General features: G+C 72.4%; 22 protein-coding genes and 1 tRNA gene. 14 read left to right on the top strand and 9 right to left on the bottom strand.

Features of this window, described 5'->3' with window-relative positions; translation table 11 throughout:
- Window positions 1-25 precede the first annotated feature (25 nt).
- The 5 genes from ACGF3J_RS29305 to iolC are packed head-to-tail and all read right to left on the bottom strand — an operon-like array spanning window position 26 to window position 5500.
- Window positions 26-811, bottom strand: a complete 786-nt coding sequence (locus ACGF3J_RS29305) for a GntR family transcriptional regulator (RefSeq protein WP_161331806.1) — start codon at window positions 809-811, stop codon at window positions 26-28.
- A 32-nt stretch (window positions 812-843) separates the two neighbouring features.
- Window positions 844-2718: a 3D-(3,5/4)-trihydroxycyclohexane-1,2-dione acylhydrolase (decyclizing) gene (gene iolD, locus ACGF3J_RS29300; RefSeq protein ID WP_393855103.1), complete on the bottom strand. Its 1875-nt coding sequence runs from the start codon at window positions 2716-2718 to the stop codon at window positions 844-846.
- A complete protein-coding gene (gene iolB / locus ACGF3J_RS29295; protein WP_393855102.1) occupies window positions 2715-3611 on the bottom strand; it encodes a 5-deoxy-glucuronate isomerase in 897 nt (298 codons plus the stop codon). Before iolB ends, iolD begins: the two co-directional genes overlap by 4 nt.
- Window positions 3612-3636: 25 nt before the next feature.
- Window positions 3637-4524, bottom strand: a complete 888-nt coding sequence (locus ACGF3J_RS29290) for a deoxyribose-phosphate aldolase (RefSeq protein ID WP_161331812.1) — start codon at window positions 4522-4524, stop codon at window positions 3637-3639.
- A gap of 13 nt (window positions 4525-4537) precedes the next feature.
- A complete protein-coding gene (gene iolC / locus ACGF3J_RS29285) occupies window positions 4538-5500 on the bottom strand; it encodes a 5-dehydro-2-deoxygluconokinase (RefSeq protein WP_161331814.1) in 963 nt (320 codons plus the stop codon).
- A gap of 234 nt (window positions 5501-5734) precedes the next feature.
- Here iolC and ACGF3J_RS29280 point away from each other — a divergent pair, with 234 nt between their 5' ends.
- The 5 genes from ACGF3J_RS29280 (at window position 5735) to ACGF3J_RS29260 (ending at window position 10252) form a co-directional block, all read left to right on the top strand.
- Window positions 5735-6757: a sugar ABC transporter substrate-binding protein gene (locus tag ACGF3J_RS29280; protein WP_122616427.1), complete on the top strand. Its 1023-nt coding sequence runs from the start codon at window positions 5735-5737 to the stop codon at window positions 6755-6757.
- The gene (locus tag ACGF3J_RS29275) at window positions 6757-7833 is read left to right on the top strand and encodes an ABC transporter permease (protein ID WP_161331816.1); all 1077 of its coding nucleotides are present in this window, start codon (window positions 6757-6759) and stop codon (window positions 7831-7833) included. Before ACGF3J_RS29280 ends, ACGF3J_RS29275 begins: the two co-directional genes overlap by 1 nt.
- Window positions 7834-7838: 5 nt before the next feature.
- Window positions 7839-8822, top strand: coding sequence for an ATP-binding cassette domain-containing protein (locus ACGF3J_RS29270; RefSeq protein WP_237552786.1), 984 nt, complete (start codon window positions 7839-7841; stop codon window positions 8820-8822).
- A 1-nt stretch (window position 8823) separates the two neighbouring features.
- Complete coding sequence (locus ACGF3J_RS29265; protein ID WP_161331818.1) at window positions 8824-9726, top strand: sugar phosphate isomerase/epimerase; 903 nt, start codon at window positions 8824-8826, stop codon at window positions 9724-9726.
- Between the two features lie 112 nt (window positions 9727-9838).
- Complete coding sequence (locus tag ACGF3J_RS29260; protein WP_161331820.1) at window positions 9839-10252, top strand: VOC family protein; 414 nt, start codon at window positions 9839-9841, stop codon at window positions 10250-10252.
- Between the two features lie 76 nt (window positions 10253-10328).
- Here ACGF3J_RS29260 and ACGF3J_RS29255 read toward each other — a convergent pair whose 3' ends face one another.
- Complete coding sequence (locus tag ACGF3J_RS29255) at window positions 10329-11333, bottom strand: Gfo/Idh/MocA family oxidoreductase (RefSeq protein WP_161331821.1); 1005 nt, start codon at window positions 11331-11333, stop codon at window positions 10329-10331.
- 181 nt (window positions 11334-11514) lie between these two features.
- Here ACGF3J_RS29255 and ACGF3J_RS29250 point away from each other — a divergent pair, with 181 nt between their 5' ends.
- Both ACGF3J_RS29250 and ACGF3J_RS29245 read left to right on the top strand, forming a co-directional pair.
- A complete protein-coding gene (locus ACGF3J_RS29250; protein WP_393855101.1) occupies window positions 11515-12549 on the top strand; it encodes a LacI family DNA-binding transcriptional regulator in 1035 nt (344 codons plus the stop codon).
- A 63-nt stretch (window positions 12550-12612) separates the two neighbouring features.
- On the top strand, window positions 12613-13257 hold the full coding sequence (locus tag ACGF3J_RS29245) for a TMEM175 family protein (protein WP_393855100.1): 645 nt from the start codon (window positions 12613-12615) through the stop codon (window positions 13255-13257).
- On the opposite strand, the gene ACGF3J_RS29240 is transcribed toward ACGF3J_RS29245, so the two are convergent.
- Window positions 13235-14398, bottom strand: a complete 1164-nt coding sequence (locus ACGF3J_RS29240) for a Gfo/Idh/MocA family protein (RefSeq protein WP_393855099.1) — start codon at window positions 14396-14398, stop codon at window positions 13235-13237. The two genes, ACGF3J_RS29245 and ACGF3J_RS29240, sit on opposite strands and share 23 nt — an antisense overlap.
- Before the next feature lie 107 nt (window positions 14399-14505).
- Window positions 14506-14859 (bottom strand): cupin domain-containing protein, encoded by a 354-nt coding sequence (locus ACGF3J_RS29235; protein WP_393855098.1) that lies wholly within the window; start codon window positions 14857-14859, stop codon window positions 14506-14508.
- A 156-nt stretch (window positions 14860-15015) separates the two neighbouring features.
- Between ACGF3J_RS29235 and ACGF3J_RS29230 the strand changes: the two genes are divergently transcribed.
- From ACGF3J_RS29230 to ACGF3J_RS29210, 5 genes are read left to right on the top strand one after another with little or no spacing between them, the layout of a single operon-like run.
- Window positions 15016-15666 (top strand): GntR family transcriptional regulator, encoded by a 651-nt coding sequence (locus ACGF3J_RS29230; protein WP_161331825.1) that lies wholly within the window; start codon window positions 15016-15018, stop codon window positions 15664-15666.
- A gap of 46 nt (window positions 15667-15712) precedes the next feature.
- Entirely contained in the window at window positions 15713-16480 is a 768-nt protein-coding gene (locus tag ACGF3J_RS29225; protein WP_393855097.1) for a PIG-L deacetylase family protein, read from the top strand.
- Complete coding sequence (locus ACGF3J_RS29220) at window positions 16477-17190, top strand: 4-carboxy-4-hydroxy-2-oxoadipate aldolase/oxaloacetate decarboxylase (RefSeq protein ID WP_393855096.1); 714 nt, start codon at window positions 16477-16479, stop codon at window positions 17188-17190. The genes ACGF3J_RS29225 and ACGF3J_RS29220 overlap by 4 nt, the downstream gene beginning before the upstream one ends.
- Window positions 17187-18302, top strand: coding sequence for a 4-oxalomesaconate tautomerase (locus tag ACGF3J_RS29215; protein WP_393855095.1), 1116 nt, complete (start codon window positions 17187-17189; stop codon window positions 18300-18302). The genes ACGF3J_RS29220 and ACGF3J_RS29215 overlap by 4 nt, the downstream gene beginning before the upstream one ends.
- Entirely contained in the window at window positions 18283-19233 is a 951-nt protein-coding gene (locus ACGF3J_RS29210) for a VOC family protein (protein ID WP_161331829.1), read from the top strand. Before ACGF3J_RS29215 ends, ACGF3J_RS29210 begins: the two co-directional genes overlap by 20 nt.
- A 424-nt stretch (window positions 19234-19657) precedes the next feature.
- Here the strand turns inward: ACGF3J_RS29210 and ACGF3J_RS29205 are convergent, their stop codons facing one another.
- The gene (locus ACGF3J_RS29205) at window positions 19658-20617 is read right to left on the bottom strand and encodes a bile acid:sodium symporter family protein (protein ID WP_393855094.1); all 960 of its coding nucleotides are present in this window, start codon (window positions 20615-20617) and stop codon (window positions 19658-19660) included.
- A 194-nt stretch (window positions 20618-20811) separates the two neighbouring features.
- Between ACGF3J_RS29205 and ACGF3J_RS29200 the strand changes: the two genes are divergently transcribed.
- Together ACGF3J_RS29200 and ACGF3J_RS29195 are read left to right on the top strand one after the other, a co-directional pair.
- Window positions 20812-20885: transfer RNA gene (locus ACGF3J_RS29200), tRNA-Pro, on the top strand.
- Window positions 20886-21025: 140 nt separating this feature from the next.
- Entirely contained in the window at window positions 21026-21700 is a 675-nt protein-coding gene (locus ACGF3J_RS29195) for a glutathione S-transferase family protein (RefSeq protein WP_393855093.1), read from the top strand.
- Window positions 21701-21846: the final 146 nt, after the last annotated feature.

The raw sequence follows: 21846 nt of genomic DNA, 5'->3' as shown, positions 1-21846 counted from the left end.
CCGGCCGAACCGGACGGAGCCGGCGTCAGGTCCTCACCAGCAGCTGGAAGTCGAAGGCGTACCGGGACGCGCGGTAGACGTGCGTCCCGTACTCGACCGGGCGCCCGGTGTCGTCGTACGCGGTGCGCCGCATGGTCAGCAGTGCGGCGCCCTCCCGTTCGTCGAGGCGTTCGGCCTCCTCGCGGGTGGCGATGCGGGCGCCGACGGTCTGACGGGCGCTGTGCAGGGTGATCCCGGACGCGCGCATCAGCCGGTACAGGCCGGTCGACTCCAGCCGTGTGCCGTCGAGTTCCAGCAGTCCCGCCGGAAGGTAGTTGCACAGCAGCGCCACCGGCCGGCCGTGGGTGAGGCGCAGCCGCTCCAGGACGGTGACCTCGTCGCCCTCCGCCACGCCGAGCGCCGCCGCCGCTTCGGCGGGGGCCGGGGCACCTTCGTTGCGCACCACCAGGGTGCCGGGGCTCTGCCCGGCCGCCTCCAGGTCGTCGTACAGGCTGCTCAGCTCCAGCGGGCGCTTGACCTGGCTGTGCACCACCTGGGTGCCGACGCCGCGCCGCCGGACCAGCAGGCCCTTGTCCACCAGGGACTGGATGGCCTGCCGGACGGTCGGCCGGGACAGGCCCAGCCGTACCGAGAGATCGACCTCGTTGCCCAGCAGGTTCCCCGGCGCGAGGACCCCGTGCTCTATCGCCCCCTCCAACTGCTGGGCCAGCTGGTAGTAGAGCGGCACGGGACTGCTCCGGTCGAGGGCGAAGTCCAGGGTGCTCAGCGCGGGGGCGGTCACGGCAGGTCCGCGGTCGCCGGTCTTCGCCATGGACGTACCTCCGTTGCGTGGATGACGGGGTGTCAGAGGTGGTGGCGGCGGTCGGCCACCGCGTGCTCGTACCTGGCGCGGGCGTCGGTGACGGGCTCGCGGCCCGACACCTCGGCCACCGGCACGTCCCACCAGGCCTCGGCCGGGAGGGCGTCGCGGGCCGCCGCGGTCTCGACGTGGACGCAGGTCGGGCGGGTCGCCGCGCGCGCAGTGGCCAGCGCCTCGCGCAGCTCCCGCACGGTCTTGGCGCGCAGTACGTCCATGCCGAGGCTGGCCGCGTTGGCGGCGAGGTCGAGGGGGAGCGGGGCGCCGGTGAAGGTGCCGTCGGCGGTGCGGTGGCGGTAGTCGGTGCCGAACCGCTCGGCGCCCACCGACTCGGACAGGCCGCCGATCGAGGCGTAGCCGTGGTTCTGCACCAGGACCAGCTTGACCGGCAGGTTCTCCTGCACGGCGGTGACGATCTCGGTCGGATTCATCAGGTACGTGCCGTCGCCCACCAGGGCCCACACCGCCGTGCCGGGCGCGGCCTGCTGGACGCCGAGCGCGGCCGGGATCTCGTAACCCATGCAGGAGTAGCCGTACTCCAGGTGGTACTGGCGCGGCGAGCGGGACCGCCACAGCTTGTGCAGGTCGCCGGGGAGCGAACCGGCCGCGTTGATCACCACGTCCTCGTCGCCGACCACCGCGTCCAGCGCGCCCAGCACCTGCGTCTGGGTCGGCACGGCGCTGTCGTCGTCGGCCCGGAAGGCGGCCCGCACCTTCTCCTCCCAGCGTCCCCGGCCGGCCCGGTACTCGTCCTCGTACGACGACGGCACCCGGTGGCCGGACAGCGCCTCGGTCAGCGCCGTGAGCCCGGCGCGCGCGTCGCAGACCAGGGTGCGGGCGGCGAGCTTGTGGGCGTCGAACGCGGTGATGTTGAGGTTCAGGAAGCGGACGTCCGGGTCCTGGAAGAGCGTGCCGGATGCCGTGGTGAAGTCCGAGTAGCGGGTGCCGACGCCGATCACCAGGTCGGCGGTGCGGGCCAGGTCGTCGGCGACGGCGGTGCCGGTGTGGCCGATGCCGCCGAGGTCGGCCGGATGGTCGTGGCGCAGGGCGCCCTTGCCGGCCTGGGTGGAGGCGACCGGGATGCCGGTGGCGTCGACCAGCGCCGTCAGCGCCGCCTCGGCCTCGCTGTGGTGGACGCCGCCGCCCGCGACGATCAGCGGCCGCCGGGCGGCGCGGAGCGCCCGGACGGCCTCGGCCAGCTCCTCGGGGTCGGGTGCCGGCCGCCGTACCCGCCAGACGCGGTCGGCGAAGAACTCCTCCGGCCAGTCGAACGCCTCCGCCTGCACGTCCTGCGGCAGAGCGAGGGTGACCGCGCCGGTCTCGGCCGGGTCGGCGAGCACGCGCACGGCCCGGAGCGCGGAGGCGAGCAGCGCCTCGGGTCGGTTGATCCGGTCGAAGTACCGCGAGACGGGACGCAGGGCGTCGTTGACCGACACGTCGGCCTCGACCGGGTGCTCCAGCTGCTGGAGCAGCGGGTCCGCGGCGTGCGAGGCGAAGTAGTCGCCGGGCAGGAGCAGGACCGGCAGGCGGTTGACGGTCGCCAGGGCCGCGCCGGTGACCAGGTTGGTGGCGCCGGGGCCGATGGACGTCGTCACCGCCTGCGCGGAGAGGCGGTTGAGCTGCCGGGCGTACCCGACGGCGGCGTGCACCATGGCCTGTTCGTTGCGCCCCTGGTGGAAGGGCATGACGCCGCCGTACTCGACGAGGGCCTGGCCGACGCCCGCCACGTTGCCGTGGCCGAAGATGCCCCAGGTACCGGCGATCAGGCGGTGCCGTACGCCGTCGCGTTCGGTGTACTGCGCGGCCAGGAACCGCACCAGGGCCTGGGCGGTGGTCAGTCGGCGGGTGCCGGTGGCGCTCATGCGGACCTCTCCGGTGCGGTGTAGAGGGGGAGTCGGGGGTCGACGGCCTGGTCCGGCCAGGTGTCGCGGATCCAGGCGTGCCCGGGGTGGTCGCAGATCAGCCAGGCGCGTTCGGCCTCCGGGCCCGCCATGACGTTCAGGTAGTACATGTGGTGGCCGGGGACGGCCATCGACGGTCCGTGCCAGCCGTCGGGGATGAGGACCACGTCGCCGTCGCGCACCTCGGCCAGCACGTCCGTGCCCCGCCCCTGCCCCGACGGGGAGACCCGCTGGTAGCCGAGGCCGGGTGTGCCGTCGTGATCCGCGAACTCGAAGTAGTAGACCTCCTCCAGCACCGACTCCTCGCCGGGCCGGTGCTCGTCGTGCTTGTGCGGCGGGAAGGAAGACCAGTTGCCGCCCGGGGTCAGCACCTCGACCGCGATCAGCTTGTCGCACTCGAACACCCCCGCCGCACCGAAGTTGTTGACCTGCCGCGAGCAGTTCCCGGTGCCGCGCAGCTCCACCGGCACCGAGGACGCCGGGCCGTACCGGGCGGGCAGGCGGCGGGTGCAGCGGGCGCCGGTGAGGGCGAAGCGGCCGCCGCCGGCCGAGGTCACGGTCGTACGCGCGTCCCGGGGCACGTAAGCGAAGTCGCTGACGCCGCTGAACACGCTGTCACGGCCGGTGAGTTCGAAGGTGTCCTGGCCGAAGTCGTCGGCGGTGGCCACGGTGCAGCCGCCGCTCAGCGGCAGGACGATCCACTCGCTCTCGCCGCTGTCGAAGGTGTGGCCGCCGCCGGGCGGCAGGTTCAGGACCCGCAGACCGGCGTAGCCCCAGCCGGCGCTCTCGGGCGTCACGTCCACGGCGTACGGGCCGTCCGCCGCCGCCTTGCCCGCTGGAAGGTGATACGTCATCGCCTGCTCCTCCGCCTCTCCTCTGTCACAGCAGTCCGACGGCCGTGTCCACCGCCTGTTCGACGCTGCCCTCGGCCGGGTAGAGCAGCGAGCGGCCGACGACCATGCCCTGCACGGTGGGCAGCCTGAGCGCCTTGCGCCAGCGCTCGTAGGCGGCCGTCTGGTCGGCGGGCGAGCCGCCTATGTCGCCGCCGAGCAGTACGGCGGGCAGCGTGGAGGTCTCCAGGACCTCACCCATGTCCTCCGGGTCGTCGGTGACGGGCAGTTTCAGCCAGGTGTAGGCCGAGGTGCCGCCGAGGCCGGAGGCGATGGCGACGGAGCGGGTGACGGCCTCGGCGGACAGGTCGTTGCGCACCCGGCCGTCGACCCGCCGGGAGATGAACGGCTCCACGAACAGCGGCAGCCGGCGTTCCGCCATGGCGTCCACGGCGCGGGCGGCGGCCTCCATGGTGGCCAGCGAGCCCGGATCGTCGTAGTCGACGCGCAGCAGCAGCTTCCCCGCGTCGAAGCGCAGCCGGGCGATGTCCTCGGCGCGGTGACCGGTGAAGCGGTCGTCCATCTCGAAGGCGGCGCCCGCGAGACCCCCGCGGTTCATCGACCCCATGACGACCTTGTTCTCCAGCACCCCGAGCAGCAGCAGGTCGTCCAGCACGTCGGCGGTGGCGAGCACGCCGTCGACGCCCGGCCGGGACAGCGCGGTGCACAGGCGCTCCAGCAGGTCGGCCCGGTTGGCCATGGCGAGCCGGCGGTCTCCGACACCGAGCGAGCCGCGGGCCGGATGGTCGGCGGCCACGATCATCAGCCGGCCGGAGTCACCGATCAGCGGCCGGCGGGTACGGCGGGCCGCGGCCTCGGCGACCGCCTCCGGACGCCGGGCTCTGACCGCGGTGAGGTCGGGGATGCTGAGGGACAAGGCGTTGCTCCGTTCAGGGAGTGGCTCGCGCGAGGAGGTCGTCGACCTCGGCCCCGGTGGGCATCGCGGAGGAGCAGGCGAGTCGGGAGGCGACGAGGGCGCCGGCCGCGTTGGCGTACCGCATGATCCGCTCCAGCTCCCAGCCGGAGAGGAGACCGTGGCAGAGGGACCCGCCGAACGCGTCGCCCGCGCCGAGGCCGTTGACCACCTCGACCGGCACCGGGGGCACCTCGGCGCTGCGGCCGTCGCGGTGCACGGCCAGGACGCCCTTCGGCCCCTGCTTGACGACGGCCAGTTCCACACCGGCGGCCAGCAGCGCCTCGGCGCAGGCCCGCGGCTCGCGGACGCCGGTGGCGATCTCGCACTCGTCCAGGTTGCCGACCGCGACGGTCGTGTGCCGCAGCGCCTCGGCGTAGTACGGGCGGGCCTGGTCGGGGTCGGCCCAGAACATCGGCCGCCAGTCGAGGTCGAAGACGGTGGTGCCGGACTTGGCGCGGTGGGCGAGCGCGGCCAGGGTCGCCGCGCGGCTCGGTTCCTCGCTCAGCCCCGTCCCGGTGATCCAGAAGATGCGGGCGGCGCGGATCGCGTCCAGGTCCAGCTCCTCCGGGTGGATCTCCAGGTCGGGTGCCTTGGGGCGGCGGTAGAAGTACAGGGGGAAGTCGTCCGGCGGGAAGATCTCGCAGAAGGTCACGGGGGTCGGGTGGGCGGCCACGGGGGTGACCCAGCGGTCGTCGACGCCGAAGTCCTGGAGCGCGCGGTGCAGATAGCCGCCGAACGGGTCGTCCCCGGTCCGGGTGATGACGGCCGTGGCGCGGCCGAGGCGGGCGGCGGCGACCGCCACGTTCGAGGCCGAGCCGCCGAGAAACTTGCCGAAGGTCTCAACCTCCGCCAGGGGTACGCCCGTCTGCAAGGGATAGAGATCGACCCCGATGCGGCCCATCGTGATCAGATCGAAACGCGGGACTGACTCGGCCATGTGCGACGCTCCTCGGGCTGGGCGGGGGCCTGCCGCCTCCCAGGTGTATGACTCCTGGACGACGCTGTCAATAGTTTGTACTTACATTCGGACCTGTGAGTGAAATGATGTCTTGACAAAGTATTGACAGCGGGCGCCCCAAGGACTTGTATCCGGTCCCAGCGCCACAGCCGTTCTTCTCCGGTCTGGCACACGGCTTCCCGTCGCACAGTCGCACAGTGAGGTGCAGGAAAGATGGACCGCTCTTCGCACGCCCGCTCCCGCAGATTCGCCCCCGCCGTGGCCCTCGCCGCCGCCGCGGCCCTGACCCTCGCCGGCTGTTCCAGCAGCTCGGGCGGGAAGAAGGCCGACGAGGAGGGAGACTCGGGCGCCTCCGCGGGCAAGGCGAACACCCCCCGTATGACCGTCGCCCTGGTGACCCATCAGGCGCCCGGCGACACCTTCTGGGACATCGTCCGCAAGGGCGCCGAGGCCGCGGCCGCCAAGGACAACGTCAAGCTCGTCTACTCCGCCGACCCGAACGCGGGCAACCAGGCCAACCTGGTGCAGAACGCGATCGACCAGAAGGTCGACGGCATCGCCGTCACCCTCGCCAAGCCGGACGCCCTGAAGAGCGTCCTCGGCAAGGCGGAGAAGGCCGGCATACCCGTCGTCGGGCTCAACTCCGGTCTCGCCGACTGGAAGAAGCTCGGCCTGATGGAGTTCTTCGGCCAGGACGAGAGCGTGGCCGGCGAGGCGCTCGGCAAGCGGCTCAACGAGGACGGCGCCAAGAACGCCGTCTGCGTGATCCACGAGCAGGGCAACGTCGGCCTGACCCAGCGCTGCGAGGGCGTGAAGAAGACCTTCGAGGGATCGATCGAGAACCTCTACGTCAACGGCACCGACATGCCCTCGGTGAAGTCGACCGTCACCGCCAAGCTCAAGCAGGACGGCGACATCGACCACCTCGTCACGCTCGGCGCCCCCTTCGCGATGACGGCCGTGCAGGCCGTGGACGAGTCCGGCAGCGAGGCCAAGGTCGCCACCTTCGACCTCAACAAGGAACTGACCGGCGCCATCGAGAAGGGCGACATCGAGTTCGCCGTCGACCAGCAGCCCTACCTCCAGGGCTACCTGGCCGTCGACGGACTGTGGCTCTACAAGAACAACGGCAACTACAGCGGCGGCGGTGAGCAGCCGGTGCTGACCGGCCCGGCCTTCGTCGACGAGTCCAACGTGAAGGCCGTCGCCGAGTTCGCCTCGAAGGGCACCCGGTGATGAGCATGGCCCAACAGGCTGAGCCGGCGGTGACCACACCGCCGGCCCCCGGCCCCAAGGAGACCGACGGGCGCACCCGCGAGCGCTCGGTGGCGCTGCGGGTGCTCGCCCGGCCCGAGGTCGGGGTCTTCCTCGGCGCCGTCGCCGTGTTCGTCTTCTTCCTGATCGCCGCCCCCTCGGTCCGCGACGGCGGCTCCATGGCGACGGTCCTCTACCAGTCGTCCACCATCGGCATCATGGCGCTGCCGGTGGCCCTGCTGATGATCGGCGGCGAGTTCGACCTGTCGGCCGGTGTCGCCGTGGTCGCCTCCTCGCTCACCGCGGGCATGCTCAGCTACCAGCTGACCGTGAACGTCTGGATGGGCGTGCTCGTCGCCCTCGTCGCCTCCCTCGCCGTCGGCGCGTTCAACGGCTGGGTGCTGATGAAGACCGGCCTGCCGAGCTTCCTCGTGACGCTGGCCACCTTCCTCATCCTCCAGGGCGTCAACCTCGCCGTCACCAAACTCGTCACCGGCAACGTTGCCACCGACGACATCAGCGACATGGACGGCTTCGACCAGGCCAAGGCCGTCTTCGCCTCGTCCTTCGACATCGGCGGCGTCGAGGTGAAGATCACCGTCTTCTACTGGCTGGCCTTCGCCGCCCTGGCCACCTGGGTGCTGCTCCGCACCAAGTACGGCAACTGGATCTTCGCGGTCGGCGGCAGCCAGGACTCCGCCCGCGCGGTCGGCGTACCCGTCACCTTCACCAAGATCACGCTGTTCATGCTGGTCGGCTTCGGCGCCTGGTTCGTCGGCATGCACCAGTTGTTCTCCTTCAACACCGTGCAGTCCGGCGAGGGCGTCGGCCAGGAGCTGATCTACATCGCCGCGGCCGTGATCGGCGGCTGCCTGCTCACCGGCGGCTACGGTTCCGCCATCGGCCCGGTCTTCGGCGCCTTCATGTTCGGCATGGTGAACCAGGGCATCGTCTTCGCCGGCTGGAACCCCGACTGGTTCAAGGCCTTCCTCGGCGTGATGCTGCTCGGCGCCGTCCTGATCAACCTGTACGTCCGCCGCGCGGCGACCCGGAGGTGACGGAAATGACCACCAAGACCCCCGGCACCGACGGTGCCGTCCGCACGGACCCCGCACCCGGGCAGGGCGGCCCGATCGTCGAACTGCGCGGCACGGGCAAGGCGTACGGCAACGTCCGCGCCCTGCACGGCGTCGACCTCGCCGTCCACCCCGGCCGGGTGACCTGCGTGCTCGGTGACAACGGCGCGGGCAAGTCCACCCTCATCAAGATCATCTCCGGGCTGCACCAGCACACCGAGGGCGAGTTCCTCGTCGACGGCGAGCCGGTGCGCTTCACGACCCCGCGCGACGCCCTCGCGCGCGGCATCGCCACCGTCTACCAGGACCTCGCCACCATCCCGCTGATGCCGGTGTGGCGGAACTTCTTCCTCGGCTCCGAGATGACCAGGGGCCCCTGGCCCGTGCGCCGCCTCGACATCGCCCGCATGAAGCGGACCGCCGACGAGGAGCTGCGCAACATGGGCATCGTCCTGGACGACCTGGAACAGCCCATCGGCACCCTCTCCGGCGGCCAGCGCCAGAGCGTGGCCATCGCCCGCGCCGTCTACTTCGGCGCCCGCGTCCTCATCCTGGACGAGCCCACTGCCGCCCTCGGCGTCAAGCAGTCCGGCGTGGTCCTCAAGTACATCGCCGCCGCCCGCGAACGCGGCCTCGGCGTCATCTTCATCACCCACAACCCCCACCACGCCTACATGGTCGGCGACCACTTCAGCGTGCTGCGCCTGGGCACCCTCGAACTCAGCGCCGCCCGCGCGGGCATCACCCTCGAACAGCTCACCAACCACATGGCGGGCGGCGCGGAACTGGCCGCCCTCAAGCACGAGCTGGCCCAGGTCGGCGGGGTGGACGTGGAGGCGCTGCCGGACGCGGAGCCCGAGGAGGGGGAGCCCAGGGAGGGGGAACAGAAGGAGGAGAAGCCGCAGGACACGGTGGCGGGGGACACGCCACCCGCCACCGACGCACCGCACACCGTCGAAGGGAAGACCTGACATGCCCGCTGCCCTGGACCGCATCCGCGTCGGCTCGGCACCCGACTCGTGGGGCGTCTGGTTCCCCGACGATCCTCAGCAGGTGCCCTGGGAACGCTTCCTGGACGAGGTCACCGAGGCCGGGTACGACTGGATCGAGCTGGGCCCCTACGGCTACCTCCCCACCGACCCGGCCCGGCTCACCGACGAGGTGACCCGGCGCGGGCTCAAGGTCTCCGCGGGCACCATCTTCTGCGGGCTGCACCGCGGCCCCTCCGAGTGGGACGCCACCTGGGAACAGGTCGGCCGCGTCGCCGCCCTGACGCGGGCCATGGACGCCGAGCACCTGGTCGTCATCCCATCCTTCTGGCGCGACGACAAGACCGCCGAGATCCTGGAGCCGCCGGAGCTGACCGGTGAGCAGTGGACCCACCTGACCCGGGGCATGGAACGCCTCGCCCGCGAGGTGCGCGACACCTACGGCCTGGACATCGTCGTCCACCCGCACGCCGACACCCACATCGACACCGAGGAGCACGTCGAGCGCTTCCTTGACGCCACCGACCCCGGTCTGGTCAACCTCTGCCTGGACACCGGCCACTACGCCTACTGCGGCGGCGACAGCGTCAAGCTGATCGAGACCTACGGCGAACGCATCGGCTACCTGCACCTCAAGCAGGTCGACCCGGAGATCCTCGCCGAGGTGCGGGCGGGCGGCGTGCCGTTCGGGCCGGCCGTGCAGCGCGGGGTGATGTGCGAACCGCCGGCCGGGGTGCCGGAGCTGGGCCCGGTGCTCACCGCCGCCCAGAAACTGGACGTGGACCTGTTCGCCATCGTCGAGCAGGACATGTACCCCTGCGAGCCGGACAAGCCGCTGCCCATCGCCGTGCGCACCCGGAAGTTCCTGCGCTCCTGCGGCGCCTGAGGCCGACCGCGCCGGCGGGCGGGTCCCGCCGGTGCGCCGCTCGGCGGGCCGTTGTCGGTGCTGCGCGCTAGCGTCGCAGCACTGGCACTTTCGTCCCGACCCGGGAGGCGTCATGACCTCGCGACTCAACCCCTACCTCAGCTTCGACGGCGACGCCCGACAGGCCATGGAGTTCTACGAGCAGGTGTTCGGCGGCACCCTCGCGCTGAACACCTTCGGCTCGGCCGGCATGCCCGACCCCGCGTACACCGACAAGATCATGCACGCCATGCTGGAGACCCCGAGCGGCTTCACTCTGATGGGTGCCGACACCCCGCCCGGGATGGACCACACGCCCGGGACCAACTTCTCGGTGAGCCTCAGCGGCGACGAAGCGGCCGAGCTGCGCGGCTACTGGGAGAAGCTGTCCGCCGGCGGTTCCGTCTCCGTGCCGCTGGAGAAGCAGATGTGGGGCGACGTCTTCGGCATGTGCACCGACCGGTTCGGCATCCCCTGGATGGTGAACATCAGCGAGCCGACGGGCTGACCCCGCCGGCTCGTAGGTCACTCGACCCGTCACCCGTCACCCGTCGGCCCGGCCGTCCCACCGGGCCCGTCCGGGCTCACCCCCGCCGCACCTCCGCGATCGTCACGGGGCGGTGCTCGTGCAGCGACAGGGTGCACGCCTCGGCGATCCAGCCCGCCTCCAGCGCGTCCTCGATCGTGCAGGGCGAGGGCCGCCCGCCCGCGACGACCTCGGTGAACGCGGCGAGTTCGGCGCGGTAGGCGGCGGTGAACCGGTCCATGAAGAAGTCGTGCGGCGTGCCCGCCGGGAAGGTCACGCCGGGCTCGACCGAGCGCAGCGGCAGCCTGTCCTCCAGACCGACGGCGATGGAGTCGGCGAAGCCGTGGAGCTCCATGCGGACGTCGTGGCCACGCGCGTTGTGACGGCTGTTGGAGACCACGGCGATCGTGCCGTCGTCCAGGGTGAGGACCGCGCCGGTGGTGTCGGCGTCGCCCGCCTCCCTGATGTACTCGGCACCCCGGTTGCCGCCGACCGCGTAGACCTCGGTGACCTCGCGGCCGGTCACCCAGCGGATGATGTCGAAGTCGTGCACCGAGCAGTCCCGGAAGATGCCCCCGGAGGCGGCGACGTACGCGGCGGGCGGCGGCGCCGGGTCCAGCGTGGTCGAGCGCACCGTGTGCAGCTTGCCCAGCTCGCCCCCCAGCACCGCCTCCCGTGCGGCGGTGAACCCGGCGTCGAAGCGCCGGTTGAAGCCGATCTGCACCGGCACGTCGCGGCCCGCGACCGCCTTGAGCACGTCGACGCCCTCCGCCATGGTCCGGGCGACGGGCTTCTCGCAGAAGACCGGGACGCCGGCCTCGACGGCGGCCACGATCAGCTCGGGGTGGGCGTCGGTCGCCGCGGCGACCACCACACCGTCCACGCCGGCGGCCAGCAGCGCCTCCGGCGAGGCGGCGACCTCGGCGCCGAACCGGTCGGCGGCGGCCCGCGCGGCATCCGCGAACGGGTCGGCGACGACCAGCGAGTCGACGGCGGCAAGTCCGGAGAGGGTCTCGGCGTGGAAGGCACCGATGCGGCCGAGGCCGAGGATTCCGATACGCATGTTCTTCCGCTGCTCCTTGTGCGTGGTTGCCGTGGCCGGCACCCGGTCGTCCTTTCGCTGACAGGGGCGGCACGGTGCTGCCATTCTTGTCCTGACAAACAGCGCGAACAACCAGCAGCCAGCCATCAAAAACCCCTCAAGACGTCCGCGCGGGACTGAGCGGGTCACGGAGGAGCCGGACATGGGGCATCCCTTCCCGATCAGGGAGATCGCACGTCAGGCGGGGCTGAGCGAGGCCACGGTCGACCGGGTGCTCAACGGCCGCGGCGGGGTGCGGGAGTCCACGGCGGACGAGGTGCGCCGGGCCATCGCCGACCTGGACCGGCAGCGCACCCAGGTCCGGCTGGTCGGCCGCACCTTCATGATCGACATAGTGATGCAGTCCCCGGAGCGCTTCTCGACCGCCGTGCGCGCGGCGCTGGAGGCCGAACTGCCCTCCCTGCACCCCGCCGTCGTGCGCTCGCGCTTCCACTTCCGTGAGACCGGCCCGGCCGGCGGGCTGACCGCCGTCCTGGACCGGATCGCCCGGCGCGGCTCGCAGGGAGTGATCCTCAAGGCACCGGACGTCCCCGAGGTCGCCGCCGCGGTGGGCCGCCTGACCGCGGCGGGCGTGCCCGTCGTGACCCTGGTGACGGACCTGCCCGCCGCATCCCGGCTCGGCTACGTGGGCATCGACAACCGGGCGGCGGGCGCGACCGCCGCCCATCTGACGGGCCAGTGGCTCGGCGACCGACCCGGCAACGTCCTCACCAGTCTCAGCAGCGGCTTCTTCCGCAACGAGGAGGAGCGCGAGATGGGCTTCCGCGCCGTCATGCGCGCCCGGCACCCGGAGCGCGCCCTCGTGGAGATCGCCGGGGGCCAGGGACTGGACGCCACCCAGTACGACCTGGTCCGGGCCGCGCTGGAACGCGATCCGGAGATCCGCGCGGTCTACTCGATCGGCGGCGGCAACATCGCCACGCTGCGGGCCTTCGCCGACCTGGGCCGCACCTGCGTGGTGTTCGTCGCCCACGACCTCGACCAGGACAACACCCGCCTGCTGCGCGAGCACCGCCTGTCCGCCGTACTCCACCACGACCTGCGGCAGGACCTGCGGGAGGCCTGCCGCATGGTGATGCGGGCCCACGGCGCACTGCCGCCCGCGGGCCCGTCCCTGCCCTCCGCGATCCAGGTGGTCACCCCCTACAACATGCCGCCCGGCGTCGCGGCCGTGTGACGTCGCGTGGCCTCCCGGGCGTGTGACGCCGCCCCGCGTGGTGCCGCTTCTACCGTCGGGGACATGTGGAAATCGACTCCGGCCGGAGGTCCCGAGCGGGTGGTGGCGCTGGCCGACGGCGTCTTCGCGATCGCCATCACCCTGCTCGTCCTCGACTTCGCCATGCCCCGCGGCCTCGACGCGGCGGCGTACCGCGACGAACTGCGGGAGCTGGTGCCCAACCTGGGGGCGTACGCGCTGAGCGTCGTCGTGCTCGGTGTCTTCTGGCGCGACCACCGCCGCATCTTCCGCTTCGTCGAGCGGGTCGACGGCCAGGTGATCACCCTGTCGCTGCTCGGCCTCGGCGTCGCCGCCCTCGTGCCCTTCCCCACCACGCTCATCTCCGAGTACGGCCACGAGCCGGCCTCCGTCGCCATCTACGCGGCGGCGGTGGCCTCCCTGGGCGCCTCGCACCTCGCCCTGGTCGCGCTACTGGCCGCCCGGCCCTGGCTGCGCGGCGACACCGTCCCCGAGGAGGGCTTCCTGATCTACGGCCTGGATCTCGCCGCGTCGGTCGTGGTGTTCGCGCTCAGCGTGCCGCTCGCCCTGGCGATCGGCCCCGCGGCCATGTGGGGCTGGCTCGTCCTGCCCCCGGTGAAGGTCATGCTGGGCAGGTGGGCGATGCGGGCGCGACGCCCACCCGAGGTCAGGCGGGAAACTCGGGGGTGACCCAGCCGCCGCTCAGCGCCGAGGCCGCCATCGCCTCCAGTACGGCGGCGCTGTGCACGGCGTCCGGCAGGCCCGCGCCGTGCGGCACGCCCTCCGCGACCGAGCGCAGGAAGCGGTACGCCTCCACCACCTTGAGGTCGTCGTAGCCCATGGCGTTGGCGGCACCCGGCTGGAAGGCGGCGAACTCGCCGTGCCCGGGGCCGACGTACACCGTGGAGACCGGCTGGTCCTGGTACCCCGTGCCCCGGCTGACGCCCAGCTCGTTCATGCGGCGGAAGTCCCAGAACACCGCGCCCGTGGTGCCGTGCACCTCGAAGCCGTAGTTGTTCTGCTCCCCGACCGAGACCCGGCAGGCCTCCAGGACACCCCGGGCGCCGGACGCGAAGCGCAGCAGGCAGTTGACGTAGTCCTCGTTCTCGACCGCTCCCAACTCGCCGCCCGAGGAACGTGAGTGACCCGCCGTCGCGCCGGTGGGCCGGGCCCGCTCGGCCAGGAAGACCGCCGTGTCGGCGGTCAGGGACGCGATGTCGCCGAGCAGGAAACGGGCCAGGTCGGCGCCGTGCGAGGCCAGGTCGCCGAGCACCCCGCTGCCGCCGCGCGCACGCTCGTAGCGCCAGGTGAGCGCGGACTCGGGATGGGCGGCGTAGTCGCTGAAGAGGCGGATGCGGACGTGCGTGACGGTGCCGATCCCGCCGGTGGCGATCAGGTCGCGGGCGGCCTCCACGGCGGGCGCGTTGCGGTAGTTGAAGCCGACCGCGCCCTGTACGCCCGCCGCGGCGACCGCGTCCGCGACCGCGCGGGCGTCGTCGGTGGTCAGGCCGACCGGCTTCTCGATCCAGATGTGCTTGCCGGCCTCCGCCATCGCCACGGCGATCTCGCGGTGCAGGAAGTTCGGCGCGGTGATGCTGACCGCGCCCACGCGCGGGTCGGCGGCCACCTCTCGCCAGTCACGGGTCGTCGACGCGAACCCGAACTGCTCGGCGGCCTCCTCGGCCCGTCCGGGTACCTCCTCCGCGACCGCCACCAGCTCCGGCCGCAGGGCGAGCCGCGGGTAGTGGTGCCGGACACGGGCGTACGCCTGGGTGTGCACCCGGCCCATCCAGCCGAACCCGACGACGGCGACCCCGAGTGCGTCGACCATGAGAGCCCCTTTTCGGACCTGTCCGTGATCTGTCCAGGCCACCCTGGGCGGGCATCGGCATCATGTCAACCTTTTGACAGGACAAAGCTCCGGACAACCGCCGGACCTCAGGAGCCGCCGAGGTTGATCGCGTACGCCTTGCGGAGCGTCTCGTGCACCGTCCACGTCGTACGCTCGCCCTCGCGCAGCACGGCCAGGTCGCCGGGGCCGACCCTCAGCGTCGGGCCGCCCGCGACCTCGATGGTGGCCGAGCCGCTGAGCACGACGAACAGCTCGTCCGCCTCGGTGTCGGTGACCACGCCCGGCGTGATCTGCCAGATGCCCCGCACCTGCCTGCCGTCCGCCGACTCCCAGACCACCTTGCCCGTCACCTCGGGGGCACCGGACACGATCTGGTCGGGGGAGAGCGGCTCGGGTTCGAGTTCCGCGTCGGGCACGTGGACGACGAAGCTGTGGGTCATGCCGCGACGCTAGCCGGGTCGCACGGCGCCGCGGGGGAGACAGGGTGTGCGGAAACCGGCCGGGTGCTACGACACTTCGTCAACGCGAACAAAATTGTTGACAATCTTGTTTGGCTAGATTTACGTTCGACAGGCACTCACCCAGGGAGGGCGACCATGCCGAACCAAGCCCGTCCGGGCACCGGGGAGCAGGCCAAACAGCTTGCGCTCGGCCAGCTGCGGCAGGCGATCCTGCGCGGCGACATGGCACCCGCGCAGCGGCTGGTGGAGAACGAACTCGCCGAGCAGTTCGGCGTGACCCGGGCCAGTATCCGGGCCGCGCTGATCGACCTGGAGGGCCAGGGGCTCGTCGAGCGCATCCGCAACCGCGGTTCACGCGTACGGGTGGTGACCGTGGAGGAGGCGGTCGCCATCACCGAGTGCCGCCTGGTCCTCGAAGGGCTCTGCGCGGCCAAGGCCGCCGCGGCCGTCGACGACGGGCAACTCGCCCAGCTGAAGGAGCTGGGCTCGGCGATGCGCAAGGCCGTGACCGCGGGCGAACCGCTGACCTACTCGGATCTCAACCACGAACTCCACGCCAGGATCCGGGAGTTCTCCGGCCAGCACACGGCCGTGGAACTGCTGGAACGGCTCAACGCCCAACTGGTGCGCCACCGCTTCCAACTGGCGCTGCGCCCCGGGCGGCCACAGCAATCCCTGAACGAGCACCTGGCCATGATCGAGGCGATCGAGGCCAGGGACCCCCAGGCCGCCGAGGCGGCCGTCCGGGCCCACCTCACCAGTGTGATCGAGGCGCTGCGCGACTGACGCACACATCGAGGCGGGCGCCCCTGTCCAGCAAGGAGACCCGAGCATGACCCACGGCAACGCGCCCGCCGCCGTCCCCCGTTCGGCACCCGCCCGTTCGACCCTCGTCGTCACCGCGCACGCCGGTGACTTCGTGTGGCGGGCGGGCGGCGCCATCGCTCTGGCCGCCGCACGCGGGGAGACGGTCACCATCGCCTGCCTGACCTTCGGTGAGCGCGGCGAGTCCGCCAAGGCCTGGCGGGAGGGGATGACGCTGGCGGAGATCAAGGCACTCCGCCGGGACGAGGCCGAACGGGCCGCCGCCGCCCTCGGCGCCGAGGTCCGCTTCTTCGACGCCGGCGACTACCCCCTGACCGCCACCCCCGAACTGACCGACCGGCTCGTCGAGGTCTACCGCGCCACCCAGCCCGACGTCGTACTCACCCACCCCGTCGAGGACCCCTACAACGGCGACCACCCGGCCGCCAACCGCCTCGCCCTCCAGGCCCGCGTCCTCGCCCAGGCCATCGGCTACCCGGCCGAGGGCGAGATCATCGGCGCCCCGCCCGTCTTCTACTTCGAGCCCCACCAGCCCGAGATGAGCGGCTTCCGGCCCGAGGTGCTGCTCGACATCACCGAGGTGTGGGAGACCAAGCGCCAGGCCATGGAGTGCCTCGCCGCCCAGCGGCACCTGTGGGACTACTACACCGACCTCGCCGTCCGCCGCGGCGTCCAGCTCAAGCGCAACGCGGGCCCCAACCTGGGACTCGCCCACACGACCATGGCCGAGGCGTACATGCGCCCCTACCCGCAGATCGCGAAGGAGCTGGCATGAGCGGCGTCGTCGTCACCAACCCCCCGAAGGCGGACGCCGCCGACGTCGAGGCGCTCGCCGGGTACGGCGTCGCCACGGTCGGCGAGGCGATGGGCCGCACCGGACTGCTCGGGCCGGAACTGCGCCCGATTCAGCAGGGCGTGCGGATCGCCGGCACCGCCGTCACCGTCCTCGGCTGGCCCGGCGACAACCTGATGATCCACGCCGCCGTCGAGCAGTGCGGCGAGGGCGACGTCCTCGTCGTCACCACCACCTCCCCGTCCACCGACGGCATGTTCGGCGAGCTGTTCGCCACCGCCCTCCAACGGCGCGGCGTACGCGGCCTGGTGATCAACGCCGGGATCCGCGACACCCAGGAACTGCGGGAGATGGGCTTCGCCGCCTGGTCCCGCGCGGTCAGCGCCCAGGGCACGGTCAAGGCCACCGGGGGCTCCGTCAACGTCCCTATCGCCGTCGGCGGCCAGGTGATCCGCCCCGGCGACGTGATCGTGGCCGACGACGACGGCGTGGTGGTCGTCCCCCGCGAACGGGCCCGGCGGACCGCCGAGGCGTCCGAGGCCCGCGAGGCGAAGGAGGCCGGCGCCCGCGCCGCCTTCCTCGAGGGCCAACTGGGCCTGGACCGCTACGGGTTGCGCGAGAAACTCGCGCAACTCGGCGTGACCTACCAGTCGTACGAGGAGTACACGTCCGCCCCCGGGGAGCCGTCATGAGCGCTCCAGAGGGGGTGCGCTGCACACTGATGCGCGGCGGCACCTCCAAGGGCGCCTACTTCCTCGCCGGCGACCTGCCCGCGGAACCCGCCGCCCGCGACGCCCTGCTGCTGCGGGTCATGGGCAGCCCCGACCCGCGCCAGATCGACGGGCTCGGCGGCGGCCACCCGCTGACCAGCAAGGTCGCCGTGGTCTCCGGCTCGGCCGACCCCGACGCCGACGTCGACTACCTGTTCCTCCAGGTCGCCGTGGACGCGCCCGAGGTCACCGACCGGCAGAACTGCGGCAACCTCCTCGCCGGGGTGGGCCCGTTCGCCGTGGAGCGCGGACTCGTCCCGGCCGGGGACACCGAGACGGCGGTACGCATCCGGATGCTCAACACGGGTGAACTCGCCGTCGCCACCTTCCCGACCCCGGGCGGGCGGGTCGACCCCACCGGCACCGCGGCGATATCCGGGGTGCCCGGGACCGCCGCCGTGGTCGTCGTCGAGTTCCCGCAGGGCACCGGCCCGCTGCTGCCCACGGGCAACGTCCGTGACACCGTCGCAGGCACCGAGGTCACCTGCGTCGACAACGGCATGCCGGTCGTGCTGATCCCGGCCGCCGCGCTCGGGGTCGGCGGCCACGAGACGCCCGCGGAACTGGAGGGGGACGCGGTGCTCGCCGGGCGCCTGCGCGAGATACGTTCGGCCGCCGGGCGCCTGATGGGCCTCGGCGACGTCGAGGGCACCACCGTGCCCAAGCTCACCCTGCTGGCCCCGCCCCGGGACGGCGGCGCGGTCGCCACCCGCACCTTCATCCCCGTGCGCTGCCACACCTCCATCGGCGTCCTGGGCGCGGCGAGCGTCGCCGCGGGCCTGCGGCTGCCCGGCGGGGTGGGGGAGGGGATAGCGCGACTCCCCGGATCCGGCGACCGCGTGCGCGTGGAACACCCCACCGGATTCCTGGAGGTCGACGTCCGGGTCGACCCCGGTCCCCCCGTGGTCCGGCGCACCGCCGTCGTCCGCACCGCGCGCAAGATCTTCGACGGCACCGTCTACCCCCGGTCCGCCGCGGTGGCGCCGACCCCCGCACAACGCCCTGGAGGGCACCATGACTCCGCCGCTTCGTGACATCGCCCATGTCGGCCACGCCCAGCTGTTCACCCCCGACCTGGACGCCAGCGTCGCCTTCTTCACGGACTTCCTCGGCCTCACCGTCAACGGCCAGGACGGCGGCACCGTCTACCTGCGCACGTTCGACGACTACGAACACCACAGCCTGGTGCTCACCGCGCGCGATCAGGCCGGCCTCGGCCGCCTCGCCCTGCGCGCCTCCGGCGAGGAGGCGCTGCGGCGCCGGGTGGCTGCCCTGGAGGCCGCGGGACGCCCGGGGAAGTGGGCGGAGGACGAACCGGGCCTTGGCCCGCTCTACGTCACCACCGACCCCGACGGCCACGAACACGCCCTGTACTGGGAGAGCGAGCACCACCGGGCGCCGGAGGAGCTGCGGCCCGCACTGAAGAACCAGCCGCAGGCCAAACCCAACCGGGGTGTGGGCGTCCGGCGGCTCGACCACGTCAACTTCCTCGCCGCCGACGTCCTGGCCAACGCCGAGTTCCAGGAACAACTCCTCGGCGCCCGGCCCACCGAGCAGATCCGTCTCGACTCCGGGCGGATCGCCGCCCGATGGCTGACCTTCACGGACAAGTCGTACGACGTCGTCTACACCGAGGACTGGACCGGCTCCTCCGGGCGACTGCACCACATCGCCTTCGCGGCAGACACCCGCGAGGACATCCTGCGCGCCGCCGACCTCGCCATCGACACCGGTGTGTTCATCGAGACGGGACCCCACAAGCACGCCATCCAGCAGACGTTCTTCCTGTACGTCTACGAGCCCGGCGGCAACCGCATCGAGCTGTGCAACCCGCTCACGCGGCTGGTGCTGGCGCCCGACTGGCCGCTCGTCACCTGGACCGAGGCCGAGCGCGCCAAGGGGCAGGCGTGGGGCCTGCGGACCATCGCGTCCTTCCACACCCACGGGACACCGACAGTCGGCTGACAGGAGGCGCACAGCGCGGGCGGGATTGTCAACAAAAGTGTTGACACTTAGGAGTGGGGTCCCTAGCGTCGCCCCACACGGTCCCCTCCAGGGCACCGCCTCCTGGCCGCGGGCAAGGGCGACTGGGGCTTCACCGCCTTCGCACTCGCCGGCTTCTCGTCCATGGTCTTCATCGGCATCGCGGCCCTGCGCACGTCACGGCGCGAGGCCGCCGTGAGACGCGGCGGGTGCGGGTGCGGGTGCTTCGGCGCGGGCGGTGCGTCCCGGTAGGGCGGTGGGCCCCGCGCCGTACCGGCCGGGGAGCCGAGGGGGCGTAGCGCGACGGGGACGGCGCGCCCCACGGTGGAGGCCGCCCCCGTGCGTGCCCGGAGCCGGAATCCGCGGCAGGGCCCGTCAAACGGCCCTCCGGCCGGCCACCGCCGGCCTAGCGCTCCCGGCGTGACAGCCACGCGGCCGTCAGGGCACCGGAGATGTTGTGCCAGACGGAGAAGACCGCGGCGGGGAGGGCCGCCAGAGGGCTGAAGTGGGCGGTGGCCAGGGATGCCGCGAGGCCGGAGTTCTGCATGCCCACCTCGAAGGCCATCGCCCGGCTGCAGGGCTCACCGAGCCGGCCGAGGCGGCCCGCTCCGTAACCGAGTGCCAGGCCGAGGCCGTTGTGCAGGATCACCGCGACGAACACCAGCCCCGCGGCCGACTTGATGGCGTCCGCGCTGCCCGCCACGACCACCGCGACGATCACGGCGATCGTCAGCGCCGACAGCCAGGGCAGCGCCGGCAGCGCCCGCTGCACGTACCGCCCCGCGAGCAGCCGTACGACGACGCCCGCGAGGACCGGCAGCAGGACCGTCTTGAGGATGTCGGTGACCATGGACCCGGCGTCGACCGGAAGGTACTCGCCCGCCAGCAGCAGCGTCAGCGGCGGAGTGACCAGCGGCGCGACCAGCGTGGAGACGGTGGCGACGGAGACGGAGAGGGCGACGTCACCGCGAGCGAGGTACGTCACCACGTTGGAGGCCGTCCCGCTGGGCGCACAGCCGACCAGGATCACGCCGGCCGCGAGCTGCGGGGGGAGATCGAGCAGGTGGGCCACGGCCCAGCCGAGCCCGGGCATGATGACGTAGTGCGCGACCAGCCCCAGGGCCACCGCCCAGGGACGTGTGGCGACCCCGCGGAAGTCCTCCGGAGTCATGGTGATGCCCATGCAGAACATCACGACGCCCAGCAGGTACGGCACGGCCTCGCTCCACCCGGTGAAACCTCCGGGGAGCAGCAGGCCGAGCGCGCCGGCCAGGAGGACGAGGATCGGGAAGACGGTCACGGCCCGCCGCGCGGAGCGGTCGGCGGTGACGTCGGTACTGGCCTGTTCGGGTCGTTCGGTTCGCACCGTGCGAGGTAACGCCTGGTCGGGCGCATGACGCAAAACCGTCTCGCGATGTGATCATCGGTATGCGTGAGTGACGGGCGGCCCGCCGACCTCGCGTTCCGCCGGTGATCCGGCGGCACACCGCCGGACATCGTCCCGCCCCCGGATGAGGTAGGGTTGACCAGCGCGATCACGGGAATCAGCGGATCGCGCACCGGGACGTGGCGCAGCTTGGTAGCGCACTTGACTGGGGGTCAAGGGGTCGCAGGTTCAAATCCTGTCGTCCCGACGGTGATGAAGGGTCCTCGCGGGCGACAGCTCGCGGGGACCCTTTTCTTGATGGGCGGACGCCCCCTTGACGCGCCCCAGGCCCCGGTCGACACTTCCCGAGTAATCCTAGTGAATAGGTAGGGAAACGTGGGGAGAACCATGTCCGTCACACCGCTCATCCCCGCCGCCGCCTTCCGGGGCCGGATCGGCCGCGACCCGCGCAGCGGGCACTACGCCGTACCGCGCCGCTACCGCCTCCATCTGTCGCCCGGTCACGACGACTGTCTGGGCATCGCCGTCGTACACGGCCTTCTCGCCCTGGACGAGATCTGTCCGGTCACCCTCCTGGACCCGGTCCCCGATCGCGCCGACGGCGGCCACTCCGTCCTGCGCCCCCTCTACGAGGCGAGCGCCCACCACTACCGGGGCCCGGCCGTCGCGCCGGTGCTCAGCGACGGCTGGTCCGGCCGGATCGTGTCCACGCACGCGCGCGACATCATGCGCGACCTCGCCCGCTCCTTCACTCCGGCCGCCGGTCCGGTGCTGTACCCGTCCGGTGCCGAGGCGGAACTGGCGGCCGTCGAGGAGCTGTGCGCCCGGGTCGCCGACCCCGCGGTGCTGCCCGGCGTACTGGACCTCCTGGAGCGGCGCCTGACCGCGCACTCCCACGTCGTCGACGACCGGCTCACCGCGGCCGACGTCCAGGTGTGGGCGGCCCTCGTCCGGCGCGACCGCCCCGGCAGAGGGACCGGCCACCCGGCCCTGTGGTCCCACGTGCGGAACCTGACCGCGCACCCCGCCTTCGGCCGGCACCTCGCGGGCCGGCCCGTCTGACGCGACGGCGCCGGCACCCGCCGGATCACGTACGACGCCGTGTCCGCCGCCCCCCAGCGGCGGACACGGCATGTGCCGCGGACGTCACCCTCCCCCGAAGGTGGCGTCCGCGGCCGGCCCCCGGCGCCGGACTGTGGCCGCGGCGC

The organism is Streptomyces sp. NPDC048171, from assembly GCF_043202655.1.
GTDB lineage: Bacteria > Actinomycetota > Actinomycetes > Streptomycetales > Streptomycetaceae > Streptomyces.
The sequence above is the reverse complement of the archived record's forward strand: the minus strand, read 5'-3'. Positions and strand labels throughout refer to the sequence as shown.